This window comes from Bacillus norwichensis (assembly GCF_014836955.1).
Lineage (GTDB): Bacteria > Bacillota > Bacilli > Bacillales > Bacillaceae_C > Siminovitchia > Siminovitchia norwichensis.
Genome location: NZ_JACSPV010000023.1, coordinates 1 through 17,269, shown reverse-complemented (window position 1 = coordinate 17,269; position 17,269 = coordinate 1). Strand labels below are relative to the sequence as shown.

The window sequence follows — 17,269 nt, the reverse complement described above, 5'->3', positions numbered from 1 at the left end:
GGGGTGAACAAAACATTGTTCGCACGATAATTGCTGGATTCGCACGATTTTCCCTTTTTTCGCACGATAAATGGAGACTTCGCACCATTATTTTGATTTTCGCACGATAATCTTGAATTTCGCACAATTATCAGGAAGACGCCTCTCCTTCCAAAAATTTCCTAAAACCAAAAAGAGCATCCCTCAGCGGAATGCTCCAGTTTCAGCCCAAGAGTTGGGCCGCAATAATTTTAGCCTGATCAATGTTTTTCGTTCCATGCACAAGCATCCGCCCATCTCGGAATAAAACAATACGATACCCTTCATATTCACAGGCGACTAAATGAATATTGGAAATTAGGTTACTCACAATCGGACTGATAGAGTTGGCAATTGATCTGAGTTCCACGCTCCGTTTTCCCGGAAATGTAAGCTGCACGGTGTCCCGCCCGCATAGCACGGCTGTTTTTGTTTGATTTTCTCTTGATAAAAATGGATACTCTGCTCTCTCAGAGCAACTAGGACAATCACGGCGGCGAAGAGATGTTACATCAATTGCCGCCTGATCCCCTTTCCAAAGATCAAAAGACTTCAGTCTACAATCCACCTTTTCTCCAACAACATATTTGAAAACATTCGTCACCTGATGAGAAGCAACTACCTGGACAATCGGACTGATGACCCCTGCTGTATCACAGGTGAGCGTTTGCGGCGGCAACGTGTCTAGCAAACAGTGCAGACATGGTTGTTCTCCTACCCCAATAGCATAGGTTAAACCATAGCTGGCCACAACCGCCCCCATAAAAAAAGGTATGCCAACCTTTAAAGCCGCGTCATTCATTAAAAGTCTTGTTTCAATATTATCAGTCGCATCCACGATCAAGGTTTTCCCTTTAACTAGTTCTTCAGCATTTTCCACCGTTACATCCGCTGTAAAAGTCTCAACTTCGACTAGACTGTTCACTTTTCCTAAACGACGTTTCGCCGCAACTGCCTTTGGTAGCTGATCCCTCACATCCTGCTCAGTGTAAAGCTGTTGTCTTTGCAAGTTTGTCCAATCCAAAATGTCCCGATCGACAATTGTTAGCTTCCCAACACCGGAGCGAGCTAGCATTTCTGCACTTGCCGATCCTAGCGCCCCTGCCCCGATAATCAAAATATGAGCTTGGCCCAACTTCTTTTGGCCTGCCTCCCCAATAGGTTCAAACAATTCTTGCCTCGAATATCGTTCGTTCAAGTCGGCAGCAACCCTTCCATCGGGCTGCTCGCCACCGCGTAATCCCGCTCATCGATTCTGCCTGCCTCAAAACCAAGACGTCCAGCTTGGATTGCCAGCTTCATGGCTCCAGCCATTTTCACAGGATCTTTCGCACCCGAAACAGCAGTATTCAACAGAACTGCATCAGCACCAAGCTCCATAGCATACGCGGCGTCCTTCGGCGAGCCAATTCCCGCATCAATGATCACCGGTACTTTTGACTGTTCTATAATGAATTTCAAATGTAGCGGATTTAAAATTCCTTTTCCTGATCCGATTGGCGATGCTCCCGGCATGATTGCATGTACACCCATTTCCTCCAGCCTTTTCGCCAAAACCACATCATCTGAAGTATAGGTGAGTACAGTAAAACCTTCTTCCAACAACATTTCTGAAGCTTTCAAGGTTTCAACCGGATCTGGCAGCAATGAACGGTCACACCCAATGACCTCTACTTTCACCATATCACATAGCCCAGAAGCTTTGGCCAGCTTCGCCGTTCGAACAGCTTCCTCAGCTGTTTTTGCCCCCGCTGTATTCGGAAGCAGAGTATATGTAGATAGATCTAGCATTTCTAGAAAGTTGGGCTGAGAAGGTTCAAATACATTCATCCTTCTCACTGCAAAAGTAAGAATCTCCGCTTCTGAAACCTGAACTGCTTCTTTTTGAACCTCAAAAGACGGATATTTTCCCGTTCCCAGCAGAAGTCTTGATTGAAAGGTTTTATTTCCTATTTTTAACATTCTTCATCCTCCTCCTACAAAATGAATCATTTCCACTTCATCTCGATCCCTAATTGAGTGATCATAGTTTTCTTTCGGAACAATTTCCTTATTTACTTCAACGATCACAATACGCTCGGAAAGCTCAAGATGTTCAAGTAACTGCTGAACATTTGTTACACCATTTGGGAGTACAAATGAGTTTCCATTTAACGTAATATTCATTGCACTCAATCCCTTTCAACTGAATGATAAGACCGACACGCGTTACGGTATTCTTCTGCAGCCCTAGCTGGATCGGCATGATCGAATATAGAGGACATGACTGCAATCCCCTTTATGCGAATGTTCCTTAGTTCCTCAACATGTCTTGGCTTGATGCCGCCAATTACATAAATATCGGACGGAACCTGTTCCGCAATCTTTTTCAGCTCCTCAACCCCGCGTGCGGGTTGACCTTTTTTACAATCCGTTTCGTATACATGTCCATATAAAAGCCAATTTGCTCCTGAACGATGGGCTTCTACAGCTTCCTCTAGTGAATGAATCGACCTTCCAGCCTGTATATGTGGAAAAAAAGATTGTACTTGCTCTAACCTTAAACCGTGAGCTGGAAGCTGTACTTTGTTAATACCCGCCACAACTGCAACATCCACCCTATCATTTATCATCAACTTTTCATTATTAAAATTTTCGGTATTCAACTGGTCAATCAATTTTACATACTCAATGGCCGATTTCGTCCTTTCTCTAATAATGAAGTGATCGACAAACGGCTCAACCTCAACCATCATACGAGAGAGCATGTCGACACTGTATCGACCATTCGTGACTGCGATCAATTCCAATCCAAACCCACCCCTCCTTTACAATAAAAAAGCCACCTTCCTATTATTAGGAAAGCGGCTTGTTAAAAGCTGGAACGACAAATAAACATAGCACTTCCCTACGCAGGCACGAACCTGATCAGGTCATAAGGGTATCAGAGTTCCACTCTTCTCTCAGTCCTTTTTAAGGATTCCCCTAGTGTTTCTCACTATAAAATTGTACTTGGTGACATCGTAACATGGATAAGCAAATAATGGAAGTGGTCAAAATATTCATACCGAAAAAGTCTGACACTCTCACAAAAAGAAATGGAGAAAATCAAATGAAAACTAGAACTTAAATCCAGTTCCTTCAACCACGGCACTCTAATTATCTTCCTAAACTTATTTCCGACCAATCCATTTTTCATCCGCTAGATTCCATCTGAGTCAATAGCTCAAACAAATTTTATAAAAAGTACTTCTCTCCAATAAGTCACATAAATGGAAAATCACCTTTAAACAATTTATCATTTCCCTTAAGAGAACTTGAAGGAGTGATTGCATTTGAATTCCCCGTCCTATAAAAAATTTGAAGGAATCCCATTGTCTGTTTTGGATTTGGCGCCAATCACCGAAGGCAGCAATGCCACTGAATCATTTAAAAATAGCGTTGAGCTCGCACAACATGTTGAAAAATGGGGATTTAACCGCTATTGGCTTGCGGAACACCACAACATGCCAGGAATCGCCAGTTCAGCAACCTCTGTTATCATTGGCCATATAGCCGGAGCAACAAAAGACATACGAGTTGGAGCCGGCGGTATCATGTTGCCCAACCATGCAACACTTGTAATCGCTGAGCAGTTCGGAACATTAGAGTCTCTTTATCCAGGTCGGATTGATCTGGGGCTTGGAAGAGCCCCTGGAAGTGACCAAGCTACTGCTTTTGCACTGCGGAGAACATTGAACAGAGGAGCGGAGGAATTTCCTCAGCAATTAGAGGAACTGCAAAACTATTTCAGTGAGAATCCAATTGGCCTTGTTCGCGCATACCCTGGTAAAGGGCTGGATATTCCCATTTGGCTGCTCGGATCGAGTGATTTCAGCGCAAACCTTGCTGCTACTAAAGGTCTCCCTTTCTCTTTTGCAAGCCACTTTGCGCCACAATACACAATTCCTGCATTAAGGCAGTACCGCGATAACTTCGTTCCTTCAGATACACTGGAAAAGCCTTATGCCATGGTGGGGGTAAATGTGATTGCAGCTGACAGCGAAGAGCGTGCCCAATGGCTTGCCACATCCCAACAGCAGCAATTCCTGAGCCTGGTTCGAAATATGCCTTCTCAGCTAAAGCCGCCAATAGATGACATCCACAAGGTCTGGTCAGCTTTTGAAAAATCATCAGTGGAACAGACCCTTGATTCAGGATCGACGATTGTTGGAACTGCTGATACAGTCAAACAGAAACTCCAAGAGTTTATTAACAAAACCAAAGCGGATGAAGTCATTATCAATTCGCAAATCTTCTTCCAGGAAGATCGCCTGCGTTCTTATGAAATATTGGCTGACATGATGGAGTGACTCAGCCTTAAATAAATCTGACTAAAAACTATTCCTCTCCTGAACTAACAGAGCTGGGTTCCGGTGGCTGTCTGGAGAGGACCTCCACTCATACAGCCATCACAATTGAATGTAAATATACCGTGATTACCCCAACCCCTACACCGATAAACGCACCAGCTGCTACGTCTGACGGGTAATGCAGACCTATATATATTCGCGACAAACCTACAATACTTGCAAGACAAAACAAGTAAACAGCTATCGATGGCATAAAAAACATAAAGGGCGTAACGATTGAAAAAATAGCCGTTGTATGTCCAGAAGGAAACGAATGATCTGTAAGCCGTTTAGAAATCGTTTTTGTCTCTGGGTAGGTAAGATACGGCCGATTTCTTTGATACATTTTTTAATTATCGAGACAATAATGTGACTGATCGTGAGGGCGATTAAACTGTCAATTGCCCAAAGTGAGTAGGGTGCAGGGGTGGACATAGTGAGTAACAGCGCGATAGAAATCGTACATGTTGCTCCACCTAAATGAGTAAAGAAGCGAAAAAATGGATCTAAATATTTATGATGACAGGAATGGTTAATAAAATTGAACAATGCAAAATCTTTTTGATGGAACCATACGGCTAATCTGCTCATATTAGGAACCTACCTCCTTTTTATATTCATTATAAAAGGAGATTGTTTTGCTGATATTAACCAATTATTAAGTTTTTGTATGATTTATCGCACGCAAAAAGTGTATTCCCACATGAGTAGGAATACACTTCATTTTTACCAAGCCGCTATCGCACCATCGGTCCTTGATTCTGTACCAGCCACCATTACGCCAGTATCCGGATTTCTCCATATAATCTGCCCACGCCCAAAATTATTTGTTTCAACGGCAATACGGATGTCATGTCCTTGGAAAGCCAGCGCTTCAGCGAAGTGATGCGGGAAGCGATGCTCCACTTCGACCGTCTTTCCTTTGATCCACTGCCAGCGCGGCGCATCAAGTGCAGCCTGCGGATGAAGTCCGAAGTCAATCGAGTTCATGATAACCTGGACATGTCCCTGAGGTTGCATAAACCCACCCATGACTCCAAACGGTCCAACGGCTTGATCCCCTTTTGTCAAGAATCCCGGGATAATCGTATGGAATGTCTTCTTTCCTCCTTCAAGTGCATTCACATGACTCGGATCCAAACTGAAGTTGTTTCCACGGTTTTGCAAAGCAATTCCTGTGCCAGGAACGACCAGCCCCGAACCGAATCCATGGTAGTTACTTTGAATAAAGGAAACCATATTTCCTTCCTTATCAGCAGTTGCCAAATAAACAGTTCCACCACTGGACGGCTCACCCGGTTCAGGCATACATGCTTCTGTCGTAATTAGCTTGCGACGTTCCTCAGCGTACGCATCACTCAAAATGTCCTGCACGGTGTATCTCATATGCTCCGGATCTGTCACATGCTTATAACCATCAACATAGGCAAGCTTCATCGCTTCAATCTGCTTGTGGTATGTATCAAGCGCTTCTTTTCTCGTAAACTCAAAACCTTTTAAGATGTTCAAAGCCTGAAGAGCCACAATCCCCTGCCCATTCGGAGGAATTTCCCACACATCATACCCTCGGTAATTGACGCTGATCGGATCCACCCACTCTGCTTTATACGCAGCTAAATCTGCTTCTGTAATAAAGCCTCCGGTCTCGCGCGCAAATGCTGCGATCTTTTCAGCAATTTCTCCTCGGTAAAAAGATTCACCGTCTGTCTCCGCAATTGATCGTAATGTATCAGCATGTCCCTGGGATTTCCAGACCTCTCCCACAGAAGGAGCATAACCATTTGGAGCAAAGATTTCAAACCAGTGCTTAAACTCGCCACCCTTCAGCTCATCGGAAAATTGCAAGAACGCCTTGCGCCAATATCTGCTTAAAGTAGGCGAAACGGGATAACCCTCTTCTGCATATGTAATAGCTTGCTTCAGTACTTCTTTTAATGGCAACTTCCCAAATCTCTTAGACAATTCTGCCCATGCACCAGGAGCACCCGGTACTGTGACGGGAATCCATCCATATTTTGGCATCTCATCATGGCCCAGTTCTTTCACTTTATCAATCGAAATGTTTTTTGGCGCCCGTCCGCTGGCATTTAAACCATGCAGCTTTCCTTTTGTCCACACTAAAGCAAAAGCATCCCCGCCGATTCCATTTGAGGTAGGCTCGCAAACTGTCAAACAAGCAGCTGTGGCAATCGCCGCATCAATGGCATTTCCACCTTTCTGTAAAATGTCCAGTCCTGCTTGTGCCGCAAGCGGCTGTGATGTAGCAACAACGCCATTCATAGCATAAGCCGAGTTCCTTGTAATGGGATAAGGATGCGATAAATGATTGAATGTGATCAATAGACTCTCTCCTCTATATAAAATGTAAAAGATTCCTATCTTTAAAGCACTATCAAAAAAGTCCAAATTCCACTTTATTCTATGTAATTTTAAAAATATTGTCAATACGGAGATAAACAAATCGAAAATGATAACCTTCTGATCCCTTCATTAAATAAAAAAATCATCTTTTATACTTTCATTTCGTTAGTTGTAAGAACATGTTAAAATTCAATACGTCTGCGAAAGCAATCACTATAATTATTACGAAACCACTACATTCATTATACATTGATTTTGAATGTTAAATAGATTATAGTTAGTCATATCGAAAGATATTCTTCAGAAATACCAACTATTCGAAGGTAAATCCTACATTAGAAAAAGGAATGTGGTCAATGAAAAAGAATAATGATTTTGATGCAAACAATATGCCCGCCATGAAACTGAACGAAACAGATAAAAAGATTATTGAAATATTGTTGGATAATGCCCGGATTTCATACACTGACCTTGCCAAAGAAATCGGATTGTCCAGAGTGGCTGTTCAGTCCCGTATCCAATCGCTGATTGAAGCCGGGGTCATTGAGCGTTTTACGGCTGTGGTGAATCCGATTAAAGTAGGGATTCAAGTTTCAGCTTTTTTCAATGTGGATGTCGAACCGAAATATCTGGATGAAATTGCCGAAAAACTTGCTTTGCATCCAGCAGTCACGAGTCTTTACCATATGACAGGACCCAGCACGCTGCATATGCATGGGGTCTTTAAAAACATGAAGGAAATGGAAGAATTTTTACTTGAAACGTTATATTCCACAAAGGGAATTATGCGCGTAGATACCCAGATGCTTTTAAAACGCTATAAGAGCAGAATGGGGCTTAAACTATAAGAAAAGCAGTCTGTAACTAGAAAGGCAGACGCTGTTGTGTTGAATAGAGTCAATGCACCTCTGAAAAATTAAGACGAAATAACAGGAGGGATTAAATGGATCTCAAAGGATACACCGCAATCTCAGGCGCCATGTTGCGGGCTGGAATATTCGGTTATGGAGGGGGACCCTCTGTCATTCCTCTGTTCCGCCATGAAGCCGTAACCCGCTATAAATGGATGACAGATCAAGAATTTGGCGAACTGTTGGCATTCGCCAATGCTTTGCCGGGGCCGATCGCCACAAAACTAGCGGCACAGCTCGGCTACCAACAAAAAGGAACGGTCGGAGCCGTTGTTGCCATCCTAGCCCACATTTTACCCACAACTATTGCGATGGTCGCTTTACTAGGTGCCCTATATGCTATGAAAGAATCAGTGATTGTCGCAGGAATGATTGCAGCTGTCAGACCGGTCATCGCTGTCCTTCTCGGAATTACCGCTTATGAATTTTGCGCAAAAACTTGGGGAGGACTTGGAAAAGTAATCGGTGTGGGCTTTGGAATCTTTGCTTTCTTGCTTCTTGGCATATTAGACGTTCATCCGGCCATCGTCATCATTGCCTTTCTCGCATATGGCACTGTCCACATCAAAGTATTCAATTGGGCTAACAAGAAATGGGGCAAGAAGGATAGTATGAGGGAAAAAAGCGGGGGAATATCATCATGATGATTTATTGGGATTTATTCTGGGCTTTTTTTGTCGCCAATATTTTAGGTTACGGCGGCGGGCCCGCAACCATACCGTTAACGCAGCAGCAGGTAGTGGATCATTACGGTTGGATGACTAATACGGAGTTCGTTGATATGTTAGCCGTTGCCAATGCCCTTCCCGGTCCCATAGCAACAAAAATTGCTGCATTTGCCGGCTATCAGGAAGCTGGCTGGCTTGGACTCATTGTCGCAACAATCGGCACGGTAGCCCCATCTGCTATTGCTATTATTATATTATTGAAGATATTGAATCACTTTAAACAATCATCTGTTGTAAAAGGAATGACGATGCTAGTGCAGCCTGTGATTGCCGTTATGATGATCCAACTCACTTGGCAATTCAGTTCCGTCTCCTTCGACTCCATCGGCATATGGCAATCCATTTTTATCGGCGTCATTTCGTTGGTCGCTATTGTCTGGTGGAAAATCCACCCTGCCATCATGATCGTGGCTGCTTTTGTGTATGGAGGAGTTGTACTGCCGTTAATAATGGCTTAAATACCGATAGGGGCAATGAATGCCCCTATTTGTGTTATTCAGCTTTTCATCCTCTTTCATTCTTATCTATTATATGGAGAACTAAAAACCCCTGGAACTTATTATATAGTTTGTTTTAACCATAAATTTGCATAAATAAAAACCTTGAAAGGCATAAGCCAATCAAGGTTAGTTCAGTCTACTATTCTTTTATTAATTTCTGTCTTAGATAATCTGCACACATTTCTACACTATTATTTAATTCTAATAGGTCACTACATAAAACTTTTTTAATAGGGTTATCCCAATTGCTATCTTTAATTATGAAAACAATAAATTTCTCTACTCCAGAATACCATCCAATATCTAATATATAATTGTTAGGATAAGATACTTTAAACATATCCTCTTTTAAATTATCATCGTCTAAATCAAGAGGTTTATATATGTCAATGTTAAAATCATTGAATGTAATTTGTCCAGGTGAAAAATCTATTTTATCGAACATAAGGCTCACTACTTTCTTTTGGTTAGTTTTTTATATTCTTGAGGTGTAATGGAGTGACTATGAATTGTACCATCTGGGCTAATTTCTACTCTTATATACGGAGTTTCAACCCCAGATTTTGCCCCAACAGTTTCATCAGCTTTATATAGTTTCCATGGTTTACCATTATTTGCGTCTACACCGTTATTAAGAGCTTTTTTCTCAAGTTCAACTATATCTGTACCATGTTTGTATTTTGCAGGACCACTTTTGGTAGACTCTACGACCTTTTTCCATGGGACATTTTTAGAAGCTATATGTTTTCCATCATACGAGCTATGTTTGTAATTAACATCACCCGTACCCTTATCACCTTTAGCCCCACTGGCTTTCTTTTGGGTGCTTGTTTGAGTTTTCTTCGGCTTAGCTTGTTTTCCAGCTTTGCTTCCTGCCTTAACTGGACTGGCAGTTTTCTTGGCAATTTTCTTGGCTGGTGTCTTCGCTTTGGCTTTCTTAGCGGTTTTCTTGCTCGTTGTTTTCTTCGCTGCGCTCTTTTTAGAAGTGCTTTTTTTGGAACTGCTTTTGGCTTTTTTCTTGGACTTCTTCGTAGATTTCTTTTTCGGCTTTGCCTTTGAAACCTTTGATTTGACCGCTTTTCCTGCTTTCGTCCCGTTTTTTGTCGCTTTCGAAACAGCTTTAACTCCTTTAGCAACCTTTGCCACTTTTCCAACTGGCGTTAATCCGGCCACAAACCACCCTGCTGCTTTTGCTCGAGAAGCTTTTTTCCCTGTCGCAATATCCTTTCCCGTTGCCACGGTGTATAGGTCGTTCACACCAACAATATCGCCAACCACTACCGCACCTTTTTTCCACTTTGAATCTTTCTTTTTCTTGGCCCCTTTTTTCTTCCCTTTACTTGTTGCCTTCTTACTTTTTTTCTCTTTCTTCGCACTTTTCTTTTTCACAGTGGATTTCGTTGATGATGCCTTCTTTTTCTTGGTATCTTTCTTCTTCGCTTTCGACGAGGCTTTCTTTTTCGGCTTAGCGTTTGATTTCTTCTTCGAAGATTTCTTTTTCTCTTTTGCCTTCGAACTGCTCTTTTTCTTCTTTTCCGACCCTTTTGACTTGCTCTTGGTGGATTTCTTCGATGATGCCTTCTTTTTCTTAGTATCTTTCTTCTTCGCTTTCGGCGAGGCTTTCTTTTTCGGCTTAGCGTTTGATTTCTTCTTCGAAGATTTCTTTTTCTCTTTTGCCTTCAAACTGCTCTTTTTCTTTTTTTCCGCTCCTTTTGACTTACCCTTGATGGATTTCTTCGATGATGCCTTCTTTTTCTTGGTGCTTTTTTTCTTCGCTTTCGGCGAGGTTTTCTTTTTCGGTTTTACGTTTGATTTCTTCTTCGCCTTCGAAAATTTCTTTCCACTCTTTTGACTCGATTTTTTCGCCGACTGCTTACTTTTTGCTTTCTTCGTCTTATAGCCATAAGTATGCACTGTTCCCGCACTTTTACTGCGTGACTTTTTCGATTTTGCTTCGGCAGAAGGGATCTCCACAAGACTCAGACATAAAGCGATAATGACAAGAACATGCAGGAGTACCGCTAATCGCTTACGCATTCGGCTTTCCTCCTTGGCGTTGCTTTCGTCTTCTTATGAAGAAAAACAGTGCACTGCCTAAGCAAAGCAAGCCAATTCCCACATAAAGAACAGAAGATCGTTTACCTAAAGCTGGGAGTTTCCCATCTTGAATCGGCACAATTTCCCCATCTTTTTTCTTTTGTCCGGTTTGTAAGTTTTCAGCTTGTGGCTGAACTGCTAAAGTCACAGGCTCTTCTCGTTCTTCTGCCGCAGGAAGTTCTACCATTAACATATCATCTTCTGGAATACGAGCTTGTTGAAGAAGATTTGTATCTTCATATACCGAAACATCATATTCATTGAGTAGACCTTGATAGGTATGAGTTTCATCTTCTAAATCTCCCGCAGAATCCTGTTCGTCAAAAACCGCAGCTTCGTTCGGAGGAAGGCTCGCGGAACCAAGGATGGTTGTCGAAAAGGTCGCATCATTTTCCACCATAACATCTTCTTGATCTATATCTTCGGATAGATTCTCTGTAACGTTCGGTTCTTCTTCAGCATAAGCGATAGGGATGGTAAACAAATCCTGCCATAAACTTTTGGGCTTTGAAGTCACCTTCGCTGTTGTTTCTTTTGGTTCTTCGGTTTCTTGCGTTTCCTCGGCGCCATCTAACAAAGTCAGGTATTCTGTCGCAGGAGCGTCTATACTAGCTGTATTAGCAGTTAACGCTTTTTCTTCATCCACCACTTTCTGTGCCACAACTTGGTATTTGCCATCGATCCACTGTTTAATGGCTTGGTGAAGGATGATACCTGTCACTCCATTGGCTCTATACTGTTGTTCTTCAATAACTTGGTTCCCCGCATAAATGTGCGTCGTATTGTCAAAATTCCCTTGTTGAATCTGGGTGGTCATGGTGTATGTTGGAGTTTTGCGTGTGATAAGGGCCTGACCTATCCCACTAACTTCGACCGTCATAGTATCGTCTTTCGTGACAGGAACTTAATTAATTATAAATGGGAATTTTAATCGCCACTCGATACATATAGAAAAAACCTTGAGGAATTTCCTCAAGGTCAATTGTTTTTAAAAATTTCATTTATACGTTTTCTATCATATTCCAAAATCCACTTATTAAATTTCTTATACAAGTTCATGATAGTTTCCTTCTTTTGAGAAACAATGTCTAAGCCACGCTCATCATAAAGGTGATATATTGTATTGTTAGAAGAATTAATAATAAATAAATCTCCAATTGATTTATATTCTTCTTCACTAATGGCACTATAAACTTTTCTTCTTAAAAGCTCTTCTACATCTAAATTTATCACTTTAATTTTAGTCCAGTAACAAAAAGTAACTGTTTCTTCATCGTCATCGTCATCTTTATAACGATATTCTTGTTCCTTTTTATTGATTTTATATTCGGTATCAGTTTTAATGACTTTATTTATTGCTTTAATCAGCCCCTCCTCAACAGATGAAATTGGATTTTCATCCCAGCAATCTACAAAAGTGACAACATAAATATCATCCATATTATTGTTTAAAGTATTGAATAGTGTCAATGACCTATACAGTACTTTCTCAACTTTTTCTTTTTCAAGAAAAAAGTCCCCCCCTAAATCAAACCTGATTGCAATTGGTGAGTTATAAAAAAGCGGACTTTTTAACTCTATATTCGGAAATTGCTTTTTCATATAATTATCTATATTATCCACAAAACTCAATCCTTCTTTAAACTTCAGATTATTTTAATTTTATTATAGTTCCAGTATTACTTTTGTGCTTTCCTGTTATAAAATTACCATATTTGTCAGCGTCCGCTACCCAATGAAGTTCGTTTCCTCGTTTTTCAAATACTTTAAACGCAGAGCCTCCATGACCTGTTGTATCTTTAGCCCACCAATAACCTTTTTTAGTAGCGTCTTGATAAGCAGTTACTTTTTGTCCATTAAAATTATATGAGATTTTACCTTTAGAAAATTTCTTAATATCCCATAAAGTTGTAGTGTTTTTAGTACTTTTACCCGTACCCTTAGCTTGTTTTCCAGCTTTGGTTCCTGCTTTTACTGGACTGGCAGTTTTCCTTTCGCTGCTTGCAAAAAATTGTAAATCCAATCTTAGCATCTTAACTTGTTTTCCAGCTTTGCTTCCTGCTTTAATTGGACTGGCAGTTTTCTTGGCTGTTGTCTTCGCTTTGGCTTTCTTAACGGTTTTCTTGCTCGTTGTTTTCTTCGCTGCGCTCTTTTTAGAAGTGGTTTTTTTGGAACTGCTTTTGGCTTTTTTCTTGGACTTCTTCGTAGATTTCTTTTTCGGCTTTGCCTTTGAAACCTTTGATTTGACCGCTTTTCCAGCTTTCGTCCCGTTTTTTGTCGCTTTCGAAACTGCTTTTACTCCTTTGGCAACCTTTGCCACTTTTCCAACAGGCGTCAATCCGACCGCAAACCAACCTGCTGCTTTTGCTCGAGAAGCTTTTTTCCCTGTCGCAATATCCTTTCCCGTTGCCACGGTGTAAAGATCGTTCACACCAACAAAATCGCCAACTGCTACCGCACCTTTTTTCCACTTTGGATCTTTCTTTTTCTTGGCCCCTTTTTTCTTCCCTTTACTTGTTGCTTTCTTACTTTTTTTCTCTTTCTTCACACTTTTCTTTTTCACAGTGGATTTCTTCAATGAAGCTTTCTTTTTCGGCTTTGCCTTTGAAACCTTTGATTTAACCGATTTTCCTGCTTTCGTCCCGTTTTTTGTCGCTTTCGAAACTGCTTTTACTCCTTTGGCTACCTTTGCCACTTTTCCAACAGGCGTCAATCCTGCGGCAAACCAACCTGCTGCTTTTGCTCGAGAAGCTTTTTTCCCTGGCGTAATATCCTTTCACGTTGCCACGGTGTAAAGATCGTTCACACCAACAAAATCGCCAACCGCTACCGCACCTTTTTTCCAATTTGAAGCTTTCTTTTTCTTGGCCCCTTTTTTCTTCCCTTTACTTGTTGCTTTCTTACTTTTTTCTCTTTCTTCGCACTTTTCTTTTTCACAGTGGATTTCTTTGATGATGCCTTCTTTTTCTTGGTGCCTTTCTTCTTCGCTTTCGACGAGGCTTTCTTTTTTGGCTTAGCGTTTGATTTCTTCTTCTTCGAAGATTGGATTCACTGATGATGGTAATCAATATGGAAAAAGCAGCTTCCGAAGGCACATGGTCAGATACCAAAAAACTCCAGTCCAGGCGGAAAATCATATAGTTATTTAGCCTTTTCACTAGAACTTTAATGAAAAGAATCCGTTCCGAGATTCTCGCAACCAGAGAGTCAATCATGGCCGCATAGTTAAATTCAACGGTTCTTCCTACACGTGATTTCTTCGTACTAAGGCAAGGGTTGGTTCAATATCAATAGCTGAAAAGATGGCATCAAATCGTCAGGTAGATCTAAATCATATAAATCTTGCAGGCAAAAAAACTTCCTTGTCGTATAATAGACATAAAGGAGTCACCACCATTCTCGTTAAGTTTTGGTCGTACTTAACTAATTCGAGATTTCGGGAGGTACTCCTTTTTCTGTGCTTCAAAGACCTTGAGGCTCTAGGGCTAAAATTTACGAAGTTCATTCACGCACTTCAATTAAAAATTGTATTGAACTTACAAGCCCTATCTCTAGTTTCTGATAAAAAACGGTTTATTCGGCACCCGTCCTATATAAAAATTCTCCCTGTGGCATTAAACCCCAGGGAGAAAAATGTCTAACTACACTTCCAAATAAGTTCACCATTCTCCAAGAAAATATTGCTAGGCTTGTTTAGTTTAGAGAGTTCTAGTAACTCTCCTTCTCTGACAATTTTCTTAGAAACATTTTTTTCTATCGATAATATTTTTAAGGTACATGCAAAATATTCTTCATATCCTTCTTCTTCTATTTCTAATCCATTATCTGTTTCATATATTGTATCTAATTCTGCTTTAACCTTTAAATTGTTCCCCCAAGCAACTACAACTCTTGTTCCATTTGGATATCTATTTAATGCAGAAATAAAATCATCCATTGCTACACCTCCTTCTAAGGTCTTGCAGGTACAATATGTGCACCGTTTTTCGAGTAATGAATAATACCTTTGGTAGTCTCGTAAGCTTTTCCGGTAGTTGGGTCAACCCATTTTCCTATAACCTGTTTAAAGTCTACCCTCTCTTTATTTTGACCTATCCACTCACCTTTCCCAGCATATTTATCTAACAATTTTTGTGCATTACCAGTGAAAATACTTTTACCTTCTTGATAATTCGAATGACCCGGGATATGTTTTCCTTGTTTTCCTGGATGAACTTTAGCTTCAAAACCATTTATTGTTTTACCCGTACCCTTAGCTTGTTTTCCAGCTTTAGTTCCTGCTTTAACTGGACTGACAGTTTTCTTAGCTGTTGTCTTCGCTTTAGCTTTCTTGCTCGTTGATTTCTTTTGGCTGCTTGCAAAGAATTGTAAATCCAATCTTAGCATCGTAACTTGTTTTCCAGCTTTGTCTCCTGCTTTAACTGGACTGACAGTCTTCTTGGCTGTTGTCTTCGCTTAAGACCGTTCACCTAAAGCTGGGAGTTTCCCATCTTGAATCGGCACAATTTCCCCATTTTCTTGCTTTTGACATTCCTTTGGAGAAAAGACCGATAATTTGATCTTCCAATCCGTTGGAAGTTGTTTCATATTTCTTGATAATTTGAGGCTCATATTCTCCTTTTCGATCCCTAGGAATTCTCAATTTAGCCTTGCCAAACTTTGTTTTCATTGTCTTTTTACTGTACCCATTGCAGCTGTTTCCAGAACGGTCACCGTTATTATCATGTTTTATATAACCTAAATGTTCATCGATCTCAGCTTCAAAGACCTGCTGGATGGTGTCCTTAAATTTTTCCTGGATATCTTCCAATCCTTAGCTAATTCCTTCGCTAAATCGTTTGTTTTGCATAATTGATCATCTCCTTAATTGGTAAGTTTAACGAATTACACAAAACTTTTTACATTCTCGTTTATTCGGCACTCCCTTCCCTGCTATATATAAAGCCTTAAGAGAATTATCTCCTAAGGCTTCTTCATTACTCAAAATGAATATTTATCATTTTAAGTCCATCTAATAAAAAATTACAATTTTCAGTTGTATCAGAGGCTAAAAGCTCAGTTATAGGACTTCCAAATCTAGTCCACTTGTCTGCAATGCTTTCCAAAATCTCATTTATTTCTGCCTCAGTTTTACCTTCCGAAATTAACATTGTAATTTCTACAACATATACTCCATCTATCTTCCAATATGGTTCTACCTTTTGAATTTCTTTGCTCTTTAATACAGGTTGAAATATTTTAATAACTTTTTCTAATACTAAACATGCTTCTGGTTCACTCTTTGCATTTACATATAACCTAATAAACATTTCCAGTCACCTATTTATGAGTTATTTTACCATCTAATGACACATTTAAATGTGACCCATCCCTACTAAGATGTCCTAATTGATTTTTTCCTGTTTTTGAAAGTTGAACATCCCATTCAAAAGATTGACCTTTAGTCCTAGATGGTCCTTTAGTCCAAACATTTCCGAATTTATCTTTATAACCACCATTTATTTTAGGTAAAGGTTGAGATGGTGTCCAATTACTTGGTGGGACATATCTTATCTTTCCACTATTAGGTAGTTGAGCGTCTTTTAAGACTGATTTTATACTTGGTATAGATTTACCCGTACCCTTAGCTTGTTTTCCAGCTTTGCTTCCTGCTTTAACTGGACTGACAGCTTTCTTGCTCGCTGATTTCTTTTGGCTGCTTGCAAAAAATTGTAAATCCAATCTTAGCATCTTAACTTGTTTTCCAGCTTTGCTTCCTGCCTTAACTGGACTGGCAGTTTTCTTGGCTGGTGTCTTCGCTTTGGCTTTCTTAGCGGTTTTCTTGCTCGTTGTTTTCTTCGCTGTGCTCTTTTTAGAAGTGGTTTTTTTGGAACTGCTTTTGGCTTTTTTCTTGGACTTCTTCTTAGGATTAGCTTGCTTTACTTTCGATTTGACCGATTTTCCTGCTTTCGTCCCGTTTTTTGTCGCTTTCGAAACAGCTTTTACTCCTTTGGCAACCTTTGCCACTTTTCCAACAGGCGTCAATCCGGCCGCAAACCAACCTGCTGCTTTTGCTCGAGAAGCTTTTTTCCCTGTCGCAATATCCTTTCCTGTTGCCACGGTGTAAAGATCGTTCACACCAACAAAATCGCCAACCGCTACCGCACCTTTTTTCCACTTTGAATCTTTCTTTTTCTTGGCCCTTTTTTCTTCCCTTTACTTGTTGCTTTCTTACTTTTTTTCTCTTTCTTCGCACTTTTCTTTTTCACAGTGGATTTCTTTTTAGATGTGCTTTTCTTGGTACT

19 protein-coding genes, 3 pseudogenes and 1 riboswitch are annotated in these 17,269 nt (G+C 40.5%); of the genes and pseudogenes, 4 read left to right on the top strand and 18 right to left on the bottom strand.

What is annotated here, in order from left to right; all coding sequences use genetic code 11:
- Positions 1-202 precede the first annotated feature (202 nt).
- Genes H9631_RS13380 through H9631_RS13365 form a run of 4 tightly spaced genes read right to left on the bottom strand, consistent with a single transcriptional unit; the run spans position 203 to position 2,807 of the window.
- On the bottom strand, positions 203-1,216 hold the full coding sequence (locus H9631_RS13380) for a ThiF family adenylyltransferase (protein WP_191813588.1): 1,014 nt from the start codon (positions 1,214-1,216) through the stop codon (positions 203-205).
- On the bottom strand, positions 1,213-1,980 hold the full coding sequence (locus H9631_RS13375; RefSeq protein ID WP_191813586.1) for a thiazole synthase: 768 nt from the start codon (positions 1,978-1,980) through the stop codon (positions 1,213-1,215). Before H9631_RS13375 ends, H9631_RS13380 begins: the two co-directional genes overlap by 4 nt.
- Positions 1,981-1,983: 3 nt before the next feature.
- Positions 1,984-2,184: a sulfur carrier protein ThiS gene (gene thiS, locus H9631_RS13370; RefSeq protein WP_191813584.1), complete on the bottom strand. Its 201-nt coding sequence runs from the start codon at positions 2,182-2,184 to the stop codon at positions 1,984-1,986.
- Positions 2,185-2,189: 5 nt separating this feature from the next.
- Positions 2,190-2,807, bottom strand: a complete 618-nt coding sequence (locus H9631_RS13365; RefSeq protein ID WP_191813582.1) for a thiamine phosphate synthase — start codon at positions 2,805-2,807, stop codon at positions 2,190-2,192.
- 78 nt (positions 2,808-2,885) lie between these two features.
- A riboswitch (TPP riboswitch) is annotated at positions 2,886-2,994 on the bottom strand.
- Positions 2,995-3,332: 338 nt separating this feature from the next.
- Here H9631_RS13365 and H9631_RS13360 point away from each other — a divergent pair.
- Complete coding sequence (locus H9631_RS13360; RefSeq protein ID WP_191813580.1) at positions 3,333-4,349, top strand: LLM class flavin-dependent oxidoreductase; 1,017 nt, start codon at positions 3,333-3,335, stop codon at positions 4,347-4,349.
- Between the two features lie 88 nt (positions 4,350-4,437).
- On the opposite strand, the gene H9631_RS22725 is transcribed toward H9631_RS13360, so the two are convergent.
- Positions 4,438-4,734, bottom strand: a complete 297-nt coding sequence (locus H9631_RS22725) for a phosphatase PAP2 family protein (protein WP_318246809.1) — start codon at positions 4,732-4,734, stop codon at positions 4,438-4,440.
- Between the two features lie 380 nt (positions 4,735-5,114).
- Positions 5,115-6,668 carry a gamma-glutamyltransferase family protein gene (locus H9631_RS13350; RefSeq protein ID WP_191813643.1) on the bottom strand — a complete coding sequence of 518 codons (1,554 nt, stop codon included), beginning with the start codon at positions 6,666-6,668 and terminating at the stop codon, positions 5,115-5,117.
- A gap of 437 nt (positions 6,669-7,105) precedes the next feature.
- On the opposite strand from H9631_RS13350, the gene H9631_RS13345 reads away from it, so the two are divergent.
- From H9631_RS13345 to H9631_RS13335, 3 genes are all read left to right on the top strand, one after another.
- Positions 7,106-7,597, top strand: a complete 492-nt coding sequence (locus H9631_RS13345; RefSeq protein ID WP_191813578.1) for an Lrp/AsnC family transcriptional regulator — start codon at positions 7,106-7,108, stop codon at positions 7,595-7,597.
- A gap of 95 nt (positions 7,598-7,692) precedes the next feature.
- Positions 7,693-8,304 carry a chromate transporter gene (locus H9631_RS13340; protein ID WP_191813576.1) on the top strand — a complete coding sequence of 204 codons (612 nt, stop codon included), beginning with the start codon at positions 7,693-7,695 and terminating at the stop codon, positions 8,302-8,304.
- Complete coding sequence (locus tag H9631_RS13335; RefSeq protein ID WP_191813641.1) at positions 8,304-8,846, top strand: chromate transporter; 543 nt, start codon at positions 8,304-8,306, stop codon at positions 8,844-8,846. Before H9631_RS13340 ends, H9631_RS13335 begins: the two co-directional genes overlap by 1 nt.
- Before the next feature lie 181 nt (positions 8,847-9,027).
- On the opposite strand, the gene H9631_RS13330 is transcribed toward H9631_RS13335, so the two are convergent.
- From H9631_RS13330 to H9631_RS13280, 12 genes and pseudogenes are all read right to left on the bottom strand, one after another.
- Positions 9,028-9,333: a hypothetical protein gene (locus H9631_RS13330; protein WP_191813574.1), complete on the bottom strand. Its 306-nt coding sequence runs from the start codon at positions 9,331-9,333 to the stop codon at positions 9,028-9,030.
- Between the two features lie 8 nt (positions 9,334-9,341).
- The gene (locus H9631_RS13325) at positions 9,342-10,925 is read right to left on the bottom strand and encodes a pre-toxin TG domain-containing protein (protein WP_191813572.1); all 1,584 of its coding nucleotides are present in this window, start codon (positions 10,923-10,925) and stop codon (positions 9,342-9,344) included.
- Positions 10,918-11,865: an LPXTG cell wall anchor domain-containing protein gene (locus tag H9631_RS13320; RefSeq protein ID WP_191813570.1), complete on the bottom strand. Its 948-nt coding sequence runs from the start codon at positions 11,863-11,865 to the stop codon at positions 10,918-10,920. Before H9631_RS13320 ends, H9631_RS13325 begins: the two co-directional genes overlap by 8 nt.
- Before the next feature lie 98 nt (positions 11,866-11,963).
- On the bottom strand, positions 11,964-12,608 hold the full coding sequence (locus H9631_RS13315) for a DUF3885 domain-containing protein (protein ID WP_191813569.1): 645 nt from the start codon (positions 12,606-12,608) through the stop codon (positions 11,964-11,966).
- Between the two features lie 28 nt (positions 12,609-12,636).
- A complete protein-coding gene (locus H9631_RS13310) occupies positions 12,637-13,698 on the bottom strand; it encodes a pre-toxin TG domain-containing protein (protein ID WP_191813567.1) in 1,062 nt (353 codons plus the stop codon).
- A gap of 325 nt (positions 13,699-14,023) precedes the next feature.
- A pseudogene (locus tag H9631_RS22975) lies at positions 14,024-14,365 on the bottom strand (IS5/IS1182 family transposase); the annotation flags it as partial.
- A 257-nt stretch (positions 14,366-14,622) separates the two neighbouring features.
- Positions 14,623-14,922, bottom strand: a complete 300-nt coding sequence (locus tag H9631_RS13305; RefSeq protein ID WP_191813565.1) for a hypothetical protein — start codon at positions 14,920-14,922, stop codon at positions 14,623-14,625.
- A 14-nt stretch (positions 14,923-14,936) separates the two neighbouring features.
- A complete protein-coding gene (locus H9631_RS13300) occupies positions 14,937-15,362 on the bottom strand; it encodes a polymorphic toxin type 50 domain-containing protein (RefSeq protein WP_191813563.1) in 426 nt (141 codons plus the stop codon).
- Between the two features lie 148 nt (positions 15,363-15,510).
- A pseudogene (locus H9631_RS13295) lies at positions 15,511-15,795 on the bottom strand (transposase); the annotation flags it as partial.
- Positions 15,796-15,961: 166 nt separating this feature from the next.
- The gene (locus H9631_RS13290) at positions 15,962-16,294 is read right to left on the bottom strand and encodes a hypothetical protein (protein ID WP_191813559.1); all 333 of its coding nucleotides are present in this window, start codon (positions 16,292-16,294) and stop codon (positions 15,962-15,964) included.
- A 10-nt stretch (positions 16,295-16,304) separates the two neighbouring features.
- The gene (locus H9631_RS22870) at positions 16,305-16,991 is read right to left on the bottom strand and encodes a polymorphic toxin type 17 domain-containing protein (protein ID WP_404801744.1); all 687 of its coding nucleotides are present in this window, start codon (positions 16,989-16,991) and stop codon (positions 16,305-16,307) included.
- Positions 16,971-17,129 (bottom strand): annotated as a pseudogene (locus tag H9631_RS13280) (pre-toxin TG domain-containing protein); the annotation flags it as partial. The pseudogene H9631_RS13280 and the gene H9631_RS22870, both read right to left, overlap by 21 nt.
- Positions 17,130-17,269: the final 140 nt, after the last annotated feature.

What these genes read in the sequence shown, in the direction of transcription:
- H9631_RS13375 (WP_191813586.1), bottom strand. Translation starts at nt 1,980, where the DNA reads ATGTTAAAAATAGGAAATAAAACCTTTCAATCAAGACTTCTGCTGGGA.
- thiS (WP_191813584.1), bottom strand. Translation starts at nt 2,184, where the DNA reads ATGAATATTACGTTAAATGGAAACTCATTTGTACTCCCAAATGGTGTA.
- H9631_RS22725 (WP_318246809.1), bottom strand. Translation starts at nt 4,734, where the DNA reads ATGTATCAAAGAAATCGGCCGTATCTTACCTACCCAGAGACAAAAACG.
- H9631_RS13350 (WP_191813643.1), bottom strand. Translation starts at nt 6,668, where the DNA reads ATGAATGGCGTTGTTGCTACATCACAGCCGCTTGCGGCACAAGCAGGA.
- H9631_RS13345 (WP_191813578.1), top strand. Translation starts at nt 7,106, where the DNA reads ATGAAAAAGAATAATGATTTTGATGCAAACAATATGCCCGCCATGAAA.
- H9631_RS13340 (WP_191813576.1), top strand. Translation starts at nt 7,693, where the DNA reads ATGGATCTCAAAGGATACACCGCAATCTCAGGCGCCATGTTGCGGGCT.
- H9631_RS13335 (WP_191813641.1), top strand. Translation starts at nt 8,304, where the DNA reads ATGATTTATTGGGATTTATTCTGGGCTTTTTTTGTCGCCAATATTTTA.
- H9631_RS13330 (WP_191813574.1), bottom strand. Translation starts at nt 9,333, where the DNA reads ATGTTCGATAAAATAGATTTTTCACCTGGACAAATTACATTCAATGAT.
- H9631_RS13325 (WP_191813572.1), bottom strand. Translation starts at nt 10,925, where the DNA reads ATGCGTAAGCGATTAGCGGTACTCCTGCATGTTCTTGTCATTATCGCT.
- H9631_RS13320 (WP_191813570.1), bottom strand. Translation starts at nt 11,865, where the DNA reads ATGACGGTCGAAGTTAGTGGGATAGGTCAGGCCCTTATCACACGCAAA.
- H9631_RS13305 (WP_191813565.1), bottom strand. Translation starts at nt 14,922, where the DNA reads ATGGATGATTTTATTTCTGCATTAAATAGATATCCAAATGGAACAAGA.
- H9631_RS13290 (WP_191813559.1), bottom strand. Translation starts at nt 16,294, where the DNA reads ATGTTTATTAGGTTATATGTAAATGCAAAGAGTGAACCAGAAGCATGT.